Genomic DNA, 19,630 nt, shown 5'->3' with positions numbered 1-19,630 from the left:
AATATCGGTTATTCCTGCTGGGCATCAGTTGCTCTAGTCCCCTGTGCCACTGAGATGGATTGATGTTGGCTGTAGGATTGTTCGCCAGTGTGAGTCCTCATAACAATTAGCACCTAAGAGTGTAATTTTGATTATTTTCTAAGCCAACTCAGTATTGGGTTTCACAAGTTTGAGAGTTACACCTTCAGGCACAGATTGGTATCAGACGGTATATCAAGCCCTGAAAACATTCAATCAGTCTACGGATCAATGAATCATTCACAACTGCTTTCATTTTTTTACAGCCGGACTAAAACTTGACCCCTAAAACCAGGTCGAGCAATCTTCCAAGCAAACTACTCAATTCTGCTTCTCCTGCCTGTGAGTGCTCTCCATAATTCTGTCTTCGGCCTGAAGGAAACCACCCAGCTAACATGAATACCTTAGAAAGACTGGAGATCAGCAGACGTTAGTCACTTCAAACTTATGTGAATCTGGAAGGCGGTCATTTTTCATCCGCAAAGCTGCTAGACCCCATTTTGGTTGAGGGACATTTTAGCTGCTGGCAAAGATAATTAACCACCTATGTTGGAGGTAGTAGGTGTGGTTCTCATGGAGCCTACTCTACAAGGGCAAGGTCAGCTTACTTATGGAATATCACTCAAAGCCAGCTGGGCATGACTGAATGCTGGAATATTGCCTATGGTGACTTTCATTGCTTAGACGATCTAGATCCTGCATTCATCCGTCCATCCAAACTTTGGTGCAAAATATCCTTCACAGCCGAAATGTTGTACTGTAGTTGAGAATATTAATCAATAATCTTTGTTCATCAGCGTAAAAGCTAAACTCTAGACTACCTTTTTTATAAACGCTGACAATACTCTAGATCTCAGATAGGTGCAGGTGTGACAGGCATTATTACTGACATCAGAATGCTTTTGTTGATTTAAGTCTATGGACCCCGAGCTTGTGAGTACTTTTGATGCACTCTGGTTATGTGTTAACCCCCGCCTCAAAAAATTTGACTGGAGTTTATGCCAACAGCTCAAGCAATATGCCCATGTGAAATTTTGGAGCTACCATCAAACGGCGGATGAACCTTGCTCTATACAAACTGCCTTAGCATTACTCCACCAGGATATCCAACATCAATCACAGCCCATTCATCTGTTAGGGCACGGGCTCAGCGGTACATTGGGGTTGCTGTATGCTCGCTACAATCCCCAAGCTGTCAAATCGTTAACTTTACTATCCGTTGGGGCGAATCCATCTGTAGGTTGGCATGCCCACTACTACAAGATGAGGGAGCTTTTACCCTGTAGTCGAGAGGCAATTTTATTCCAAATGGTGACCATGCTATTCGGCGCTATGAGTACTGACCGAACGATGGCATTGGCATCACTCTTAGCCACCATCCTAGATACTGAATTGGCTCCGCACTCCTTGGCCCATCGCAATGAGTTAGCACCTGGAGGAGTAGAGCCTTCATTACTCGTGTGTCATGGCGAACATGATGCTGTGGTTGACCCGCACGCTCATGCACAATGGCAACCCTGGCTTAAAACTGGCGATCGTTTATGGAGCTGCCCCCAAGGACGGCATTTTTTCCATTATGATCATCCCAGTCGGACGAGCCAAATCATTTTAGAATTTTGGCAACAGGTCGCATCAATGTCCTCTGCATTCCTACCCTCCGACACGGAACAGCTCATAACGACGCTGTTATGTAAGGGAATGAACAATTCTGTCCTACTGCCTGGAGACTAAAGACCTTGGATACCTACGAGTTTGATGTTGTAATTATTGGTGGTGGCCCTGCAGGCTGTACCTGTGCTCTTTATACATCACGAGCGAATTTCAAGACTGTTATTTTAGACAAAAACCCTGCGGTTGGCGCTCTGGCAATTACCCATAAAATTGCTAACTACCCTGGCGTTGCTGGTGATGTCAGTGGTGAAGAACTGCTGGCTGTAATGAGAGAGCAAGCGATTGAATTCGGCACTCACTATCAACAAGCACAAGTTTTTGGTCTGGATATTACTGGTGCCCAGAAAAAGGTTTACACCCCAGAAGGGACATTTGTGGGGCGGTCAATTGTCCTAGCCACAGGAGCAATGGGACGTAAGGCATCTTTTGACGGAGAAGCTGACTTTCTAGGTCGGGGGGTGAGTTACTGCGCCACCTGTGATGCTGCTTTTTATCAAGATCGCCCTGTTGCAGTGGTAGGACTGAACCGAGAAGCCATAGAAGAAGCCCAAGTGCTCACTAAATTTTCATCTATGGTTCACTGGCTGACCGTGAAGACTCCTCCGGCTGAGGATGCACATGCTCAGGATTTGCTGAGTTTACCCAATGTGAAACATTGGAGCCGATCCAGACTGCTGTCCATTCAGGGGAGCGATATGGGGGTCACAGGGGTTCAAGTCAAAGTCAGAGATCAAGAAGATCCGCTGTCTTTAGAGGTTGATGGGGTGTTTGTCTATCAGAATGGGTCCAAACCCGTCACTGATTTTGTCGGCGATCAGGTTGAGTTCAATGAAGACGGCGGGGTAAAGGTTGATGAACTGATGGCAACCAGTACGGATGGTGTATGGGCGATTGGAGATATCCGCAATACCCCTTTTAAGCAAGCGGTTGTGGCAGCTGGCGATGGATGTGTGGCAGCCATGTCTATTGATCGTTATCTCAATAGTCGTAAGCTGTTTAAGCCAGATTGGGATCATTCCTAACACTGCTCACCTATAGCAGTTCACCTCCGTTTGCTCACAGAAGAGTGGCGTACTATTCTGTCAAATTAAGAGACAGAGTAATGCGCCAGATTGTGTCGCAAATAGTGGTCCTTGGTACACAACTCCTCTGGGTGTCCTCCAAGACTATGCAGATAATCCGAAACTTTGATTGAGGAAAGAGATCTGTCCCAAAAGTCAACGGCTCGATATTAAGTACCGCCTCGGATTTTGACGTAGGGTTCGTCTACTCTCCAAGCATCATTGGTTGATTTGAGATGCCAACGCCAGCATGTGTCTAGTGCTTGGCCACAGCGATCATAACAGGTTGCATGAGCCCAAGATTCTTTCCTAGCAAGTGTTCTATTTGCAACAAAGCTTTCGAAATCGCTGTGGTCAAGCACTAGTTTAGGAGAATATTTCAGAATCCACCGATTAATGGTGCTGTGATCTACCTCCAAACTACGCTCTAACATCATCTCCTCCAAATCGCGATAGCTGAGGAGATAGCGGCAGTACCAAGGAACATTGAGCAGGATGATCTCAGATTAAAAATGACGCCATTTGCAAAGATCAGCAGTTTTCATCTACAGGAAAGAAATAGAGCACAGCCTCTCGATTGCCCCCTGACTTTCAGCCATGACCCTATTTTTGCAACACAACCCAAATAAGTATGAAACACGGCTGGAGGGGCTCTGACAACAAATTCTCTCTTTAGCTTAATTAGAATTATTCCTATAGTATGTTGAAGATAGATCCAAATTATTGCTTTTGTAATATACAGACATGAAGTCACAGATAAACCTGTAGGTCATGTAAGGCAAGCTTTTCTCATGATTTATAGATAGAAATCCTAGGCATATCCATGTAGTATTATTAAGAAGTATTATCAATAAGTATTAAAGTGTCTACTGTTCCTGCTCGGCGTCAGTTGATCCAGTCCCCTCTTCCACTAGGATTGGGCTTGGTGCTGGGCATCGGACTGCTAGGGGTTTGTGTGATGGCCAGTATAGGACTGGGGGTCGCTGATATCAGTCCCAGAACCGTGTATCAAGCTCTAACAGCTTTTGATGGGTCGACGGATCAACTGATTATTCGAACGGTTCGAATTCCTCGCTCTATTACTGCATTGCTGGTAGGCAGTTCCATTTCTGTAGCAGGAGCCATGATGCAGGGGCTTACGCGCAATCCCCTCGCTGATCCGGGCATTTTAGGGATTAATTCCGGAGCGGCATTGGCTGTCGTCGGATCAGTGTTTTGGTTAGGCACGACTTCCCTTAAGGTTTATGCGGGATTTGCCCTGCTGGGGGCTGCAATCGCAGCCATCACAGTTTATGCTCTGGGTTCCCTAGGACGAGGTGGATTGACCCCTCTCAATCTAACGATTGCTGGGGCTGCGTTTACGGCCTTGGTGTCATCCATAACCACTGGTGTTCTCATTCTGAGTCAGCGAACCTTGGAAGAGATCCGATTTTGGTTAGCAGGGTCGATCGCAGGCCGCGATTTAAACTTAGTGGTCCAAGTTTTACCCTATCTAGCCGTGGGAATGGTGATTGCCCTATCCCTGGGGAAACAGCTCACGACCCTAAGCTTGGGTGAGGATATTGCCCAAGGCTTAGGTCAGAACACTGCCTGGATCAAAGTGACTGCGGCGGTGAGCATTATTTTGTTGGCAGGTGGCTCCGTTGCGATCGCAGGTCCGATCGGGTTTGTGGGCCTGGTTGTTCCCCATATTGTGCGGTTTTGGGTGGGGGTCGATTACCGCTGGATTTTGCCCTATGCCGCCATTGTCGGAGCCATCTTATTGCTGATCGCTGATATTGGGGCACGATTAGTGATTCAGCCCCAAGAACTACCTGTGGGACTGGTAATGCCTCTTTTGGGTGCCCCCTTCTTTATTTACTTAACGCGCTGGCAGGTGAAGCGGTAAGAGAACCGAGAGTGGAGCCTTGACCGTAGAGTCCGATGATATTTGTATTCAGAGAAATTTTTTATTAGTTCATAAGGCTTAGGTCCACTATGACTTTCACGCTCAACACAGCGAACTGGGATGAACTCCAAGAGCAGACTTCTCTCTCCCCAATCAATGATTTGGCGTGGGAAGGATGGATCGTTGAAGGTGTACCAGAATATCTGGGGCGAGGCTATAGTCGAGAGCTAGAACTGCACCCTGGCATCTGGTTAGCCTGTTCAGATCGCCTTTTTTATCAGGATTTTGAACAGAAAGTGCCCGTTCATCCGCATTTGGTGCAGTGTAGTGTGATGCTCACAGGTCAGGAACACAGTGATCGCTATCCCACTTTTGACCCAGAGCGAGGGTATTTCTCGGGTAGTGGGATTGCACCTTCATTTACCGAGCAAGTCTGGCGATCTCAACGCCAGATGGAGCTCCACATCCACCTTATACCAGACATCTTCGCGGAATTTTATGCGGGTTTGAAAAATGCAAATACTGCACTATTGAAGCTACTGCTCAAACAAGAGGGCTGGAAAGTTTCGTTTTTCCCACCCGTAACCCTAGCTGCTCGGCAACTGGCACAACAAATCTGGCAGGCTCCTTTCTGGGGGGCAACTCAGCAACTATATTTACAGGATAAGGTATATGAGTTGCTGACACTTCAGCTTCAGCCCCTATTAGCAGACACAAATCTGATCCACTCAGCCCCAGGACGCAAAGCAGAAACTATTACCAGGATTTATCATGCCCAAGAGATTTTGCAGTCTCGGTTAGAGCAGCCTCCAGGATTTCTGGAGCTAGCTAAGCAGGTGGGGGTGAGCGATCGGACATTACGACGGGGCTTCCAAGACTTGTTTGGTACAACCGTTGTCGGCTATCTAACTCAGCAGCGCATGCAGCAGGCCGAGCAGCGTTTACGGGCTGGAAACTGCACAGTAGCAGAGGTAGCAAATCAAGTAGGCTATGCCCACTTAGGCCGTTTTTCTGCTGGGTTTAAGCGCCAGTTTGGGATTACCCCTAGCCAGTGTCTAGCAGGAAAAATCCAGGCACAATAAAGTTATTTTGGCCATTTTCGGATAGACAGCCCCTAGGTCACTTCTTTACACTGCCCTGTACTGCTTAACAGGAATAGTTAGCAGTAGAGAAAGTTGTGAATGTGAGTGAGGTCTAGATGCAGCAGATTTCTTCGGTGCAGCTATTGGCGTTTTTCTCTGGCAGTCTGGTGGTGCTGATGGCGCTTCCACTCAGGGCACAGGAAGTGAAGGGTAAAGATCTTGACTCACCTGCGGCAACCGTTCAGGAGTGGATGGCTCAAATTGAGACCTCGTTGGTGCAAATCACCGAGGTGCGTGTTGAAGCAACCGAGACGGGGATGCAGGTGCTGCTATAGATCTACAGATAAAGATCCGTGATTAGCTAGGCAGCTTGTGTACCCAAGGTTTTGCAATATTTGCCCATTAAGACAGTAATTTCATTGGGAGTCTGACTAAAGTACAGTAGCCCCTCATCGACCTGCTGAACTAAGTCATCAAATTGCTTGAAGAACCGTAGGTGTGTGCTGCGTTTTTTGAGTTTCTTCCACAAGAATTCAATTGGGTTGAAGTCAGGAGAATATGTGGGTAATTGGAAAGGAGTAAGGCGAGCGGATTGCTGGTCAAAGAACTGCTTAGTTGCTTTACTGGTGTGATATCTAGCCCCGTCCTGAATGAGAATAATATGCTTGTGAGTCTGCTGGAGTACTTGAGTTAGAAAAGCAGTATACCCTTCAGAATTGAAGCGTCCCGTCTGACCTTGATAGAAGAACTGACCAGAATGATAATCAATTAATCCAAACACCTTGTAAGCCTTCCGTTTACCACTGGTGGGCAATGTTGGCTGGTCTCCACGAAGACTCCAGGTGTAGCTTAACGACCCCCACTGCGCAAAACTGGCCTCATCCCCAAATAAAATTAGGGCATCTTTGGCTGCTGATAAACGCAAAATCTCAGGCCATTTGTGTGTCATCCATTCTTGTCGCTTGGCTTCATTGAGATGAGCTGCAACAAACCGTGCTCTTTGAAATGAAAAGCCTAAGTTCCTCAGTAGAGTACTCACATAATGGGGATGATAGGAAACATTGAAGCGTTTCGCAATCAGGTCTTGAACCATTAATGCACTCCAACAACCACACTCGTATCCAGCTTTGAGCGGACCTGCTTTAATCCATGACTTGAGCTGTTGTCGTTGCCGTGGAGTGAGTTTGCTGCGACGTCCTTGAGACGCTTTGTATCTAAAGCTAGCGATACCTCGTTTTAGAAATGCATGCAGATAATCCCTGATCGTTTGTTCGCCTAGTGCCAATGTTTCAGCTACCTGTGCCACTGAACCACCTTGACCAAGCTGCAATAAAGCACTAATACGTTTGACCAGACGTAAATTCTGACTCCCGTATGCCTGGCGCAGTTTAGCTTCAATCTTTTTGCGTGTTGATTGGGTAAAGCGCAGTTTGAATTGTGCGAGCATACTGGATGACCTCTGATAATCTTGAAATCCTTGCCAGAGCTAAGAGTATCAGGAGCTAGTTACTATATTTAATGAAGATGTAGTGTCGCTAAAACCACGGATGCTTTTCTGAAGATCTATAGATACTGAGGGTACTTTAGCGATACCTGTGACTCGGGTAGAAGGCAATATCTTGATTGCAGAGATTGCCAGTGCGATGCTTACAGAACCTTTCTCTCAGGCTCAGCCAGCAGTAGGAATTAAGCAGGTTAACGTGAAGCCTTTGGCTGGAGACCGGGTGCAGGTAGAAATTGTGGGCACAGATGCTCCACCCATAGCTGAGGTGTCATCGGTTAAGGCAGGACTGGTGATGGCGGTGGTACTAGGGACAGCAGACTTTGCCGAGGAGAGTGAAGTTGAGATTACGGTGACGGCAGATCGGCAGGATGAAGGGTATAACCCGTCAAATTCTAGTGTGGGGACACGAACAAACACTCCCTTAAAGGATGTACCTCGAACCGTTCAGGTGATCCCTCGCCGAGTTATTGAAGATCAGCAAGCTAATAACATTAATGAAGCTCTTGAGAACGTACCGGGTGTTGTACCAGGCAACTCTTCCAGAACACCTTTTGTCGTTCCAGTCATTCGAGGATTTGGCGGTTTTTCTGGAGTCAACGACCTTTTCCGCAGAGATGGTTTAAGAGATCCATTTATATCCAGTTCTGCGGGGGAAACCGCTAATGTTGAGCGTATTGAGGTACTACGTGGCCCTGCCTCTGTGCTGTATGGTCAGGGTACTCCAGGAGGTGTTGTTAACATCGTTACCAAAAAACCCCTGAGTGAACCACTTTATGAAATTGGTGGCTCTATCGGTAGCTTTGATACCTACCGGGGTATGGCCGACTTATCTGGCCCTCTCAATGAGAGTGGAACACTGCGGTATCGTCTCAACTTGGCCGCTGGGACAGAAGGAAGCTTCGTTGACTTTTATGACCGCGACCGCTACGTCGCTGCTGTTGTATTGGACTGGCAATTAAGTGAAGATACTAAGCTGATGTTTGATGCTGAATACAGCAGATTTCGACAAAATACAAACGCCTTTGGCCTACCCGCAGTTGGGACGGTTCTAGATAACCCTAATGGTGAGATTCCGCGTGAACGGGATCTTGGAGATCCCGATGCTGATGAAAGGAAGACCGATCTGTATCGTGTAGGTCTCAATCTTGAACATAAATTCAGCGAAAACTGGCAGATTCGCAGTGCCTTTAATGCAGGATTTCGACTTTCAGATGAGTTTGCAGTTTTTGAATTTGGCCTGCAGGACGACAATCGCACTTTAGACAGAGGCTTTTTTGATTCGACAGAAGGGTTTGACATCAGTGCCTATACACTCGATACCTACATCAAAGGCAAATTTAAGACCGGCAGTATTCAGCATCAACTCGTTACTGGTGTCGAATTATCGCAGGAAGTAACAACTAGCACTGATAACGTTTTCGGAGAAACAACACCAATTGATGTATTCAATCCAGAATATGGAAATTTAGTTTTTACCCCCATCGCAAATTTCGATGATAGAGAAAGAAAAAGAGGTCTTGGCCTCTACATTCAAGACCAAATTTCTCTGCTGGATAATCTCACCCTAGTTTTGGGTGGTCGCTTTGATGTTGTCAGTGTTAAAAATGATGATTTTATCAATGTGACGACGGAGTTTCAGCAAAATAAAGCCTTTAGCCCTCAAGTGGGGATTGTTTACAAACCTATTGCGCCTATTTCCCTCTATGCCAGCTATAGCCGCTCATTTCAGCAGGAAGTAGGGAGATCATTTGACAATTCAATTTTTAGTCCTCAGCGTGGTACTCAATACGAAGTTGGTGCTAAGGCAGACATTAATGATCGGCTGTCAGCAACATTAGCTTTCTATGATTTGACACGGTCTAATGTACTCACCACAGATCCTAATAATCCACAATTTGAGATTCAAGCGGGTGAGCAGAGTAGCCGAGGCATTGAATTCAATATTGCGGGCGAGATTCTACCTGGATGGAACATCACAGCAGGCTATGCTTACAACGATGCCCACATTACTGAAGACAATACCTTTGTAGAAGGCAATCGCTTAAATAATGCTCCAGCAAATGCTGTCAGTTTGTGGACCACCTATCGTATTTCTAAAGGCAGTTTGTCTGGTCTAGGGTTTGGGCTTGGACTATTTTATGTAGATGAGCGTCAGGGTGATTTAGACAATACCTTTTCGCTCCCTGATTATTTGCGTACAGATGCAGCAATTTTTTACGAACGCGATCAGTTCAAAGCGGCTGTAAACGTGCGTAACCTGTTTGATATCGATTACTTTGAAGCTGCTGAAAACGATCTCCGGGTTTCTCCAGCTGAGCCAATTACAGTCTTAGTTACCTTGTCTTGGAAGTTTTGACGTGGATTTTGAGGTGTCACAACAGTTGCAGTAATCAGTTAAAGCTAGTATGTCTAACCTTCGCCTTTTTGTAATGTCCATTCTGGCAGCATTACTGATCATTGCCTGTCAAAGCAATTCAGTTCAACAATCTCCCAATTCACAGTCGTTAACTGACTGCCGGACTATCCAGCACGCTTTAGGTGAAGCTTGTGTGCCAACCGCTCCTCAACGTTTGGTTAGTTTAGACGATACGACCTTAGCCGATGCTCTAGCCCTTGGGGTTCCATCCGTTGGCGCTAGCTTAATAGAGGGGCGATTAGTCGCAGACTATTTAGCAAGTCGCAGTAGCCAGATGATACTACTAGGTAAAAGTGAACAGCCCAACTTAGAAAAAATGCTACGAATCAAGCCTGATCTAATCATTGGTATTGACTTATTTAGCAAGCCTATTTTCAAACAGTTATCTCAGATTGCACCGACTGCTTTGGGAAATTGGAATGGATTGCCGACTTGGCGTGAACACTTTAACTTTGTGGCTAATGTCTTGGATAAAGAGGATGAAGCAAGGCAAGTTTGGGATAGTTATGAACAGAGAATTAATAAAATTAGAGCAGCTTTAGGAAATCAACTTCAGGATGTCGAGATATCAATTATTTACACTTACGATGACACCATCACAATTGATGCCGAGAACTCATTTGCAGGCAGTATCCTTGCCGATATTGGTATCCGTCGACCAAAAGCTCAGGCTGCGGTAGAGGACGGAATAATTATCCTTTCAGAAGAGCGTATTCCTGAAATAGATGCCGATATCATATTTGTGAGCGTATATGACACAGAGTCTGAGCAAATATTAGAGGATTGGCAACAGAAACCGCTATGGAATCAACTCAAGGCTGTTCAAGCAGGACAAGTACACATTGTTGATGCAAATATTTGGCGGGCAGGTGATCCGATGGCAGCCGATCTGGTCATTGATGATCTGTTCAAATACCTGCTGAAGGCAAAGCCATAGAAGACAATACTGGACTATGAAGCACTGCACATTCAGTTGCTTAATCGGTACAGCAACGCTTAATATTAATGAAAATCATTATTATCAAGCTAACTCTTCATTTTGCCAAAAATAGTACAGTCTCTTCCCGCCTCTCCTTGGCTTGTCTGGCGAATGCAGTGGCTATCATTCCGACTGCATCGACGTGTACCAGGAGTGCTATCAGGGTTGATTATCTTAACTTTAATAGCAATAGTTCTCAGTGTGGGGCAAGGGGAATATCCGGTGCCACCGTTAGATGTGATCAAGACGGTATTGGGGTTAGAAACGGGTAACCCAGACTTTAGCTTTATCGTTATGACTCTGCGTTTACCGAGAACGCTAGTGGCCTGGGGGGTTGGTATGGGACTTGCGATCGCAGGCACAATCACCCAAGGCATCACCCGCAATCCCTTAGCATCCCCTGGCATTATTGGCGTCAACGCTGGAGCCTCTTTAGCTGCCGTAACCTTAATTGTTCTCTATCCTGAATTACCCATTGCCCTCATTCCTCTGGCAGCCTTTGGTGGAGCACTCTTAGTGGCTCTGCTGATTTACCTGCTGGCTTGGAAGGACGGCAGTTCTCCTGTGCGGCTGATTTTAGTGGGAGTAGGATTCAGCCTGATTGCTGGATCTTTGACCAGTTTGATGGTGACCTTTGGCAATATCTACAACGTCAGCCAAGCCTTAGTTTGGCTAGCTGGTAGTGTCTATGGCCGCAGTTGGGAGCAGTTGACGGTATTTCTACCCTGGCTCACTGGGTTTGGATTGCTGAGCCTGTTAATGAGTCGAGAACTGAATGCACTCCAACTTGGCGATGAAGTGGCTCGCAGTTTAGGCAGTCGTTTAGAACTCCAGCGCAGTCTACTATTACTGAGCAGCGTAGCCCTAGCTGGCTCTGCAGTTGCGACCGCAGGCAGCATTGGTTTTGTCGGTTTAATGGCCCCTCACTTGGGACGACAAATGGTAGGCCCCTCCCATGAGGGATTACTCCCCGTGGCCGCCTTGACCGGAGGATTTGTAGTGGTGGTGGCTGATCTACTGGGTCGATTACTATTTGCTCCCATTGAACTGCCCTGTGGAATTATTACGGCTATCGTGGGAGCGCCTTATTTTCTGTATGTATTGATTCGCGATCGCAACTCATGATCCCTGCAACACCTGCCTACGCCCTCACAACCCGCAAACTCACCCTAGCCTATGAAGGCAAAGTGGTGATTGAGTCCCTCGATCTAGCGATTCCCACAGGCAAAATCACGATTTTAGTGGGACCGAACGGCTGTGGTAAATCTACCTTGCTGAAGGGCTTAGGGCGTTTACTCAAACCCAAACAGGGCATCGTCTATCTAGGGAGTGAATCCATTGCCAAACTCTCCACCAAAGCCATTGCCAAACGATTAGGGTTGCTCCCCCAAGGACCAACGGCCCCAGAAGGGTTAACCGTCAGAGATCTAGTGGCTCAAGGTCGCTACCCCCACCAAGGCTGGTTACAACAATGGTCTCAAGAAGATGAGAAGCAGGTGAACTGGGCCTTATCGATTACGCAAATGCTCGACTTTGCCCATTGTGCTCTAGATAACTTATCCGGTGGACAGCGCCAGCGGGCCTGGATTGCTATGACTTTGGCTCAAGATACAGACATTGTGTTGCTGGATGAACCCACCACCTATCTTGATCTAGCCCACCAGATCGAAGTCTTAGATTTATTGCATGATCTCAACGAGCAGCAAGGCAAAACGATTGTGATGGTGTTGCACGATCTCAACCAAGCCTGTCGTTTCGGTGATTATTTAGTAGCCATCAAGGGGGGAGCCGTCTACGATCAGGGCCATCCAGAACAGGTAATGACTGAAACAATGGTTCAAAACGTGTTTGGCTTAGAAAGTCGAATTATCAATGATCCAGTCGCCAATACGCCTCTTTGTATCCCCATCAGTCGTAAGTCATCGGGGAAAGTCAAGGCAGGGCATGAGTCCTAGCTCGTACCTCTAACGGGGGTCTACCTTAAATTCATGTGAGTTAGTTTTCAAGGTTCTTTAGTCTGACTATTCTTTACCCCAAACAGCGGGGAACAACAATAGCCGCCAATACTCACTGTAATCAACCCCAAAGAAGTTAAGACATACAGCAACGCCGTACCGGCACCAGATTGAGTACCAAATATCGGTCCCATCAACCCAGCGACTCTACTGGAACGCACAAAGGGTTCAAAAATACCCTCGGCAAGGGGACCGGCCAGCAAAGTCGCTAATGTACTCACCCCCTGTAGTACCAGTGAGTTGGCAGCAAATACTCGACCTTGAAGCTCTGGAGCAACGTTTTCCATCCACAGTGCTGTTTCTGAGCTATCTAATAGGGGAAAATTGAGAGAGGAACAAAATTGAGCTGGCATCCAGACCTTAAGATTTTGGCCAAATCCAAACAACGTTTTAGCGATTCCGGCCCCCATAAATCCCAGAAGCAGTCCATGAATGCGCTTTTTAGGGCCACCCCAAACCGTTAATAGAATCGCTCCGGTGATGCCCCCAATACCAGCAGCAGCTCCAATCAGCCCTAAGGTCTGAGTGTTGCCGCCAGAGCGTGCCAGAATCATCGGATCGTCAATGGCACTGCCAAGATCATGAAAAAACCAAAACAACGCAGTAACCATCAGCAATCGCAGAAGGTGAGGGCTTTTCCAGATATAACGTAGACCAAAAGTGGCCTCTTGTCGCCAACGCGAAAATTTCCCTGCTTGCTGCCAAGATTCTGATTTAATTTCTGGCGGGGGCTGAGGAATATGGGAGGGTAAAAGAGTCAAGATCGCCACTCCAAAAGTGACCAAATCAATCCCCAAAATACCTTTTAGACCAATGATGGGATAGAGCAGACCTGCCACAGCGGGGGCAATGATAATCGAACCATAATGAATCATAGAGTTCATACTGTTGGCACGAGTATAGTGTTGGGCTGGAACCAAGGTCGTGATAGAGGTGGAATAGGCCAACTCTTGAATTTGACCAAAGCCCCCCATGACGGCAGAAGCCAGATATAGATGCCAGAGCAGAAGCTGGTGAGAGAAGAGGAGCACCAGCAAAATCAGAGTGGAGAATGCTGCGATCGCATCTCCATACATCATCAAATATTTTCGATTGAAGCGATCGACAATAATGCCCGCAACCACAGCAACCGGAATCTGGGGAAAATCATAAAAGAAATCGACTAAAACAAGAGCGGTTGTAGATTCTGTTAACTGCCATGCCCAGATTGTCAGGGCAAAACCAGTCATATAGCTACCGATATTGGAAACCAGTTGGCCCAACCAAATGATGGTGAATGTACGCACAAGAAAAAGAACGATGTGATTCGTTTCAATACAGCCAATCGTGACTGACGATTCCCTCTCAGAAATCAATAGACATCAGACGTCAGCCCAGATGAATGCCATCCAGGCAGCAACGATACGTCAATACTCTGGATTACCTAAGACTTTTTAAGTGCAAGGGTTAAGCCATCGGCAATCCCTAACATACTCAAGTCAATACGTTCATCTTGGCAGAGGGCTAGATTCAAAGCCCTCAGAGCATTTGTCTCCGGATCATCTGCGGTGAGATCTGCGACTTCACCAGACCATAGAACATTATCAATTGCCATCAATCCTCCTGGCCGAAGGAGTGTGAGGGACTTTTCATAATAGTGGTGATAGTTGACTTTATCAGCGTCAATAAACACAAAATCAAAGGTGCCAGCCGCTCCTGTACTCAACAGATCATTTAAGGTATCCAGTGCTGGGGCAAGGTGAAGATCCACTTTGTTGGCAATGCCTGCTGCCTGCCAATACCGTTGTGCGATCGCGGTATCCTCTTTACTGATATCGCAGGTCAAGATCAAACCATCAGCAGGGAGTGCTAAGGCCATCCATAGGCTGCTATAGCCTGTGAACGTGCCAATTTCGAGAATCCTTTTAACCCCCATGAGCTTAATCAGCAACGCCATAAACTGCCCTTGGTCCGGTGCAATCTGCATTTCACCATCGGGTAACTGAGCAGTTTCTTCCCGTAGTTGCGTTAACACCTGGGGTTCACGCAAGGAAACCGAGAGCAGGTAATCATAAAGATTAGATTCTATAAATCCACTATCGTCAGTGAGTTCCGAAATTTTACTGGCCATGGAAATGTTCTCCTAACAATAAGGGCATGTGTGCATAGTTCAAATGTCGTAAGGCAGGATGATGACCGACATTTGAACTAAAAAACTAGGTTCAAAACTGAATTTTTAAGCTGAAGGACGATTAACTAAATATTTAAAAAGATCATCAATCATAAGATTGGCAGCGATTGGATTACCACCTCGCCAAAAATTTGCATCAACGACGTAGACTTGTCCTGATTGAACTGCCTTCAGTTGCTTCCAAAGTGGCTTCTTCTGCCATTCATCTAGCAGATGTTTGGACTCAGCATCATAGATATTCACGAATAAAATATCAGCGTCAATTTCAGGAATTCTTTCTTCTGACAAAACGAGAACACCATTCGTATTAGGACTATGATTGCGAGGTTGCTGAATGCCAATATCAGAAAAAATGCTGCCAGCAAATGAATTCCTGACGTCAACCGTCATTTGGTCACCATAGGCATAGATCGTTGATAGTTCTAGATTGTCCAACCGGTCACCTAGGGCCTGCTGCAACGCATCAATCCGTTGGTAGTACTGACTCCAAATCGATTTAGCTTCCGGTTCTTTCCCTAAGGTCTGGGCTACAAAATCAAAGTGCTCTCGCCAGGACGGAGATCCCTGCCACTCACCCATTGCCGTCGGTGCAATTTCGGCAAGCTGCGTATAAATCGGTTCACCAAAGGGAACGACTCCCAGAATTAAGTCAGGCTTCAGCATTAAAATTTTCTCAACATTAGGCTGAGTACTTTGACCCAGAAATTCTGTCCCATAGCCTTTCTTCTCCATATACTGATTCAAATAATCTAGCGGGGCTGCATCCGGTAGAGCACAGCCAACAGAAGGCACGCCAAGGATCAACGCATTAGCTAATGTTGAATCATCTAGACTAATCAACCGTTTCGGAGGTTGAGGGACGCAGGCCTTCCCCAAACCATGCTGGATAGGGTGGCAGCTTGCAGGAGCTTTAGAGTTAGAAGGCGGACGATTGGGATCACTCTGGCAGGCGACAACTAATAAGACGGTTAGCAGCCCAACAAGAATTCTGTTAATTCTAGTGTTGAACATTATTTCTTCATAACCTATATTGATTTTCTAATATGTGTATTCAGACTAGATATGTAGCTAGATCCTAGAGAAAACCGAGATTTCTAAACACAGCTCATCTCCGTTTGACGGATAGAACTAGAGCTCAAAGGATATTGATCCAATGACGGTAAAAGGTGCACCAAACCTTACGCGCAAATCACTTTCAACATTCTCAAAGTAATTCACATCAAATAAATTTTTGAAATTCAGGGCTGCACGAAATTTACCCCGGTTATAGAAGATTGACGCATCCGTTCTGGTATAGCTAGGAACTTCAAAGCTGTTGTCAAAATCACCCTGCCGCTTGCCCACAAAGAAAATGCCTAAGCCAAAACCTAAACCTTTCAAGTCTCCTTTTTGGAGTTCATATGTCGTTGACAGACTCAAGGCATGTTTAGGATTATTGGGGATACGATTTCCTACTGGAATATCATTGTCTTGGGTAATTTTGGCATCATTGTAGGTATAGCCACCAATCAGATTCCATCCTGGCAAAATTTCCCCTGAAGCAAATAACTCAACCCCCTTACTGCTCTGCTCTCCAGTAATGATAGAGAATGCAGGATTATCTAGATCTGAGGTGGGTACATTGGCAATTGAAATATCAAAATAGGCGACATTGACTGAGAATTTATCAGTGAGTGCCACTTTAGTACCCACCTCAAATTGAGTGCCTCTTTGAGGTGGAAAGATCTCTCCATCAATGTTCCTATCGAAAAAGTTGGGAATAAATGATCGACTATAGCTGGCATATAGAGACAGATCAGAGATGGGCTTATAGACTATCCCTAAACGCGGACTAAATTCACTTTCTGTTTGAGAATCAGATGTCCCGAATGTTATATCTTCAAACTGGGTGCCAGCGATATCAAACCTGCCGCCTAGCAGGAGAATCAAATTATCTAATACTTCAATCTTATCTTGCAGATAAATGCCTAAATTCTTATTCGTTGTTTTATCTTCTAGAGAATCTTCTTCTTCAAGAATGAGGGTATTGTTATCAGGGGTAAATAAGTCGATGGAATTGGCTATTCCAAATGAGAATGGACCTCCCCCATCTCCTTGAAATAATTCGACCCCCACTAGCATTTCATGTTTAACAGGCCCGGTATTGAAGTTACCAATAAGATACGTATCCAGAAGATAGGCATTACTATCAAACCTGGGCACATCCACATAATCTCGTTCTAAAGTGCGCTGATCATCCAGTAAATTGATGCCAGATACTGTGAATTCTGGCGCTGAACGGCGCGCAAACTGAAAGGAATTGCGAATGCGCCAATTATCACTAAAACGATGTTCAAAGTTATAACCCACTGTAATGGTGTCAATCTCCCGTTTTTCTCGGCCGGGAGCCCCAATATTTAGACTGCGATCGATGTCACCATTGATATTCTCCAGAACAGTACCTCGGGCGGGTAACCCAAAATTATTGTCAGCCGTCAGATTCGTATATTCCAGCTCAAAGGTAATATCGGTATTTTGATCAATTTCCCATGACAGGACTGGAGCGACTAATAATCGCTTTCGCCCCACTGCATCAATAAAGCTCCCTTCCGTTTCTCCTGCCACGTTCAAGCGATATTTAACGGTGCCACTTTTATTAATCGGCCCCGACAAATCAACAGCCCCACGGTAAAGATCAAAATTGCCAATCGCAGCATCAAATCGATACAGTGGCTCGTCAGTGGGTTGTTTCGTGAGGATATTCACGGTACCCCCGAATGACCCTGAACCATAAAGCACCGATGCAGGCCCTTTAAGGACTTCAATTCGCTCAATATTAGCAGTTTGTATTGCAGAACTACCCACTGTGGAATCTCTCAATCCATTGCGTCGAAAATCTGCTGAAAATCCCCGAATATTAACATTGTTGAATAGAGAAGTAGACAAGGAAGAATTAATTCCAGGAATGACCCTTAACGCATCAGTCAGGTCATTGACCTGACGCTTTTTAATCACTTCTTGGGGAATCACTTGAATGGCTTGGGGAACATCTTGGGCAGCGGTCTCAGTGCGGGTGGCCGTGACCGTAATTTCCAGCGCTTCTTCCAGGTCTTCAGAACTGGTCTTTTCTGGAGTAACCCTAACAACCACACTCCCTTTTTCAGTTTGAATATCAGCCATAGGTGGGGCCTCGGTACCTGTGATCACAATCTGCACCTGATCCCCAGGCATATTGGTGACCTGCACCTGTGCAATCCCGCTGGCTGGATCAGCTACTTCAAAAGCTTCACTGTCCGGCAAGGCTAACACTGCGTTAGGAATCTGGGCTGTCAAAACAGTTCCTTCTACCGTTGTTATGGGTGTTGCCAGGGTCTGACCATTTGTCTCTAGGATCACTTGTAAGCCTGACGCAGTCTCTTCCCACTGCACACCAGTAATTTGCACCTGTACTGCCTCTATTTGCGCCATCCAGTCTTTGACGGTGGTTGCAGGGAGTGGTTCGGGGGCCAGCTGTTTCTCTACCTCTTCAGTCTGAGGAGCAATGTCAATCCATGGGGCGGTTATTTCGGTTGGGTTAGCCCAGGCATTGGGTGCGATCGCCCATCCACCCAAAACCAATAATCCTAGCTTCCAAGTTCTGATAACATTCATTGACCACACCACTTTGCTCGAACAGATGCATAACTCACCAGGTACTGAGACCCTCTAGATAAGAGTTGTTAGCAACTAAGTCCTTATTAAGTTACAAAGTGGAGGCGATCCTTTTCTCTTCCAGTCGGACTTTTTTTCTCTTCCAGCCGGACTATTTGCTGCAGACCGCACCTCAAGGCCGCTTCCCTAACTGATATCCCTTGGGAGAGACTCCAAATTGCCGTCGAAATGAACCGCTAAATGCGGTGGGGCTAGCATAGCCAACGGCGGCAGCCACTGCGGCAACGGACTGCTGTTGCTGCAACAATTGACAGGCTGTCTCCATCCGATGCTGACTCAAATAGCCAAAGACAGTGGTTCCAAACACCTGCCGAAACCCTTCTTTGAGTTTGCGATCGTTCAGTCCCACTAACCGCGCCAGTTCAAATAATGAGGGTGGATCAACGTAGCGCTGGCGCATGATGTCGCTGGCGTAATAAATGCGATCTAAATCTTCAACCGGTAACCCTGGTACAGAACATGACCGAGATTGACTGATCTGGTCTAAACCCAGAGCAATCAGTTCAGTGATTCGACTTTCCCAGTAAAGCCACCGAGTTAATCCCTCGTAGGGACAATGTAAGAGCTGGTGAATCGCGGATTGCATCGGTGCAGTGATGGTATAAACCTGCCAAAACTGTTCAGAGATAGGCTGTGAACTTTGGAGAATTTGCTGTAAAGATTGTGGAAAAGTTTGTATCTGCTCACCCACCAGTGTTTGAAATAGAGTCTTCTCAATATGAAAATCAAATTTGAAGACTCGATCCCCCGCCTGCCATAACGCGAGTTCTTCTGCAGTATCCTCTTCCCAACCGGCATCAAAAAAACTATGGTGAGCCTGGACCCCTTCGCTACGGTTCTGTCCCGAGAGCATAAAGCTCATTTCCAGCCATGCCAGTTCATCTGGGACATCTGCCCCAATCTCAACGGTCAAATCTTCTTGCAGCGTGTAATCATCAATCAAAATATCAAGACCGGGACGGAGGTTAACGCCCCAGCGAGAGCCAAAACTACGCCCAGTTGGATCTTCTAAGGGAATGATCCATGGCTGTCGTATTTCTTCAAAGAGGTCCTGATTGTCTTGCTGACTGATAAAGTCTGGAACGGAGAGCAATAGTGACATGGAAAAGGAACAAACCTTGTACGGCTAGGATCTA

The 19,630-nt window shown here is 46.2% G+C and carries 15 protein-coding genes and 1 pseudogene; 9 read left to right on the top strand and 7 right to left on the bottom strand.

The genetic code is table 11. The features are described from left to right. Positions 1 to 936 precede the first annotated feature (936 nt). Complete coding sequence (locus I1H34_RS01275) at positions 937 to 1,749, top strand: alpha/beta fold hydrolase (protein ID WP_249369687.1); 813 nt, start codon at positions 937 to 939, stop codon at positions 1,747 to 1,749. Positions 1,750 to 1,754: 5 nt separating this feature from the next. Continuing rightward, positions 1,755 to 2,711, top strand: a complete 957-nt coding sequence (locus I1H34_RS01270; protein ID WP_212663985.1) for an NAD(P)/FAD-dependent oxidoreductase — start codon at positions 1,755 to 1,757, stop codon at positions 2,709 to 2,711. A gap of 404 nt (positions 2,712 to 3,115) precedes the next feature. Here I1H34_RS01270 and I1H34_RS01265 read toward each other — a convergent pair. Further along, a pseudogene (locus I1H34_RS01265) lies at positions 3,116 to 3,250 on the bottom strand (IS6 family transposase); the annotation flags it as partial. A gap of 356 nt (positions 3,251 to 3,606) precedes the next feature. On the opposite strand from I1H34_RS01265, the gene I1H34_RS01260 reads away from it, so the two are divergent. The 3 genes from I1H34_RS01260 to I1H34_RS01250 all read left to right on the top strand — a co-directional run bounded on the left by I1H34_RS01260 (position 3,607) and on the right by I1H34_RS01250 (position 6,055). After that, the gene (locus tag I1H34_RS01260) at positions 3,607 to 4,638 is read left to right on the top strand and encodes a FecCD family ABC transporter permease (RefSeq protein WP_396124659.1); all 1,032 of its coding nucleotides are present in this window, start codon (positions 3,607 to 3,609) and stop codon (positions 4,636 to 4,638) included. Positions 4,639 to 4,727: 89 nt separating this feature from the next. Next, positions 4,728 to 5,720, top strand: coding sequence for a helix-turn-helix transcriptional regulator (locus tag I1H34_RS01255; RefSeq protein WP_212663983.1), 993 nt, complete (start codon positions 4,728 to 4,730; stop codon positions 5,718 to 5,720). A gap of 116 nt (positions 5,721 to 5,836) precedes the next feature. Then, positions 5,837 to 6,055, top strand: coding sequence for a hypothetical protein (locus I1H34_RS01250; RefSeq protein ID WP_212663982.1), 219 nt, complete (start codon positions 5,837 to 5,839; stop codon positions 6,053 to 6,055). Between the two features lie 26 nt (positions 6,056 to 6,081). On the opposite strand, the gene I1H34_RS01245 is transcribed toward I1H34_RS01250, so the two are convergent. After that, positions 6,082 to 7,167: an IS630 family transposase gene (locus I1H34_RS01245; RefSeq protein ID WP_212662243.1), complete on the bottom strand. Its 1,086-nt coding sequence runs from the start codon at positions 7,165 to 7,167 to the stop codon at positions 6,082 to 6,084. Between the two features lie 148 nt (positions 7,168 to 7,315). On the opposite strand from I1H34_RS01245, the gene I1H34_RS01240 reads away from it, so the two are divergent. From I1H34_RS01240 to I1H34_RS01225, 4 genes are all read left to right on the top strand, one after another. After that, a complete protein-coding gene (locus I1H34_RS01240) occupies positions 7,316 to 9,580 on the top strand; it encodes a TonB-dependent siderophore receptor (RefSeq protein WP_212663981.1) in 2,265 nt (754 codons plus the stop codon). A gap of 49 nt (positions 9,581 to 9,629) precedes the next feature. Further along, positions 9,630 to 10,577: an ABC transporter substrate-binding protein gene (locus tag I1H34_RS01235; RefSeq protein WP_212663980.1), complete on the top strand. Its 948-nt coding sequence runs from the start codon at positions 9,630 to 9,632 to the stop codon at positions 10,575 to 10,577. Between the two features lie 153 nt (positions 10,578 to 10,730). Next, positions 10,731 to 11,744, top strand: a complete 1,014-nt coding sequence (locus tag I1H34_RS01230) for a FecCD family ABC transporter permease (RefSeq protein ID WP_212663979.1) — start codon at positions 10,731 to 10,733, stop codon at positions 11,742 to 11,744. Beyond that, positions 11,741 to 12,574 (top strand): ABC transporter ATP-binding protein, encoded by an 834-nt coding sequence (locus I1H34_RS01225; protein ID WP_212663978.1) that lies wholly within the window; start codon positions 11,741 to 11,743, stop codon positions 12,572 to 12,574. Before I1H34_RS01230 ends, I1H34_RS01225 begins: the two co-directional genes overlap by 4 nt. A 47-nt stretch (positions 12,575 to 12,621) precedes the next feature. Here the strand turns inward: I1H34_RS01225 and I1H34_RS01220 are convergent, their stop codons facing one another. From I1H34_RS01220 to I1H34_RS01200, 5 genes are all read right to left on the bottom strand, one after another. Next, entirely contained in the window at positions 12,622 to 13,920 is a 1,299-nt protein-coding gene (locus I1H34_RS01220; RefSeq protein ID WP_212663977.1) for an MFS transporter, read from the bottom strand. 137 nt (positions 13,921 to 14,057) lie between these two features. Next, positions 14,058 to 14,744 carry a class I SAM-dependent methyltransferase gene (locus tag I1H34_RS01215; RefSeq protein ID WP_212663976.1) on the bottom strand — a complete coding sequence of 229 codons (687 nt, stop codon included), beginning with the start codon at positions 14,742 to 14,744 and terminating at the stop codon, positions 14,058 to 14,060. 105 nt (positions 14,745 to 14,849) lie between these two features. Continuing rightward, the gene (locus tag I1H34_RS01210) at positions 14,850 to 15,815 is read right to left on the bottom strand and encodes an ABC transporter substrate-binding protein (RefSeq protein ID WP_212663975.1); all 966 of its coding nucleotides are present in this window, start codon (positions 15,813 to 15,815) and stop codon (positions 14,850 to 14,852) included. 117 nt (positions 15,816 to 15,932) lie between these two features. After that, on the bottom strand, positions 15,933 to 18,434 hold the full coding sequence (locus I1H34_RS01205; RefSeq protein ID WP_212663974.1) for a TonB-dependent siderophore receptor: 2,502 nt from the start codon (positions 18,432 to 18,434) through the stop codon (positions 15,933 to 15,935). Between the two features lie 172 nt (positions 18,435 to 18,606). After that, entirely contained in the window at positions 18,607 to 19,596 is a 990-nt protein-coding gene (locus I1H34_RS01200) for a helix-turn-helix transcriptional regulator (protein WP_212663973.1), read from the bottom strand. Positions 19,597 to 19,630: the final 34 nt, after the last annotated feature.

This window comes from Acaryochloris marina S15 (genome assembly GCF_018336915.1).
GTDB lineage: Bacteria > Cyanobacteriota > Cyanobacteriia > Thermosynechococcales > Thermosynechococcaceae > Acaryochloris > Acaryochloris marina_A.
Note: the sequence above shows the minus strand (reverse complement) of the source record. Positions and strands in the feature narration are given on the sequence as shown.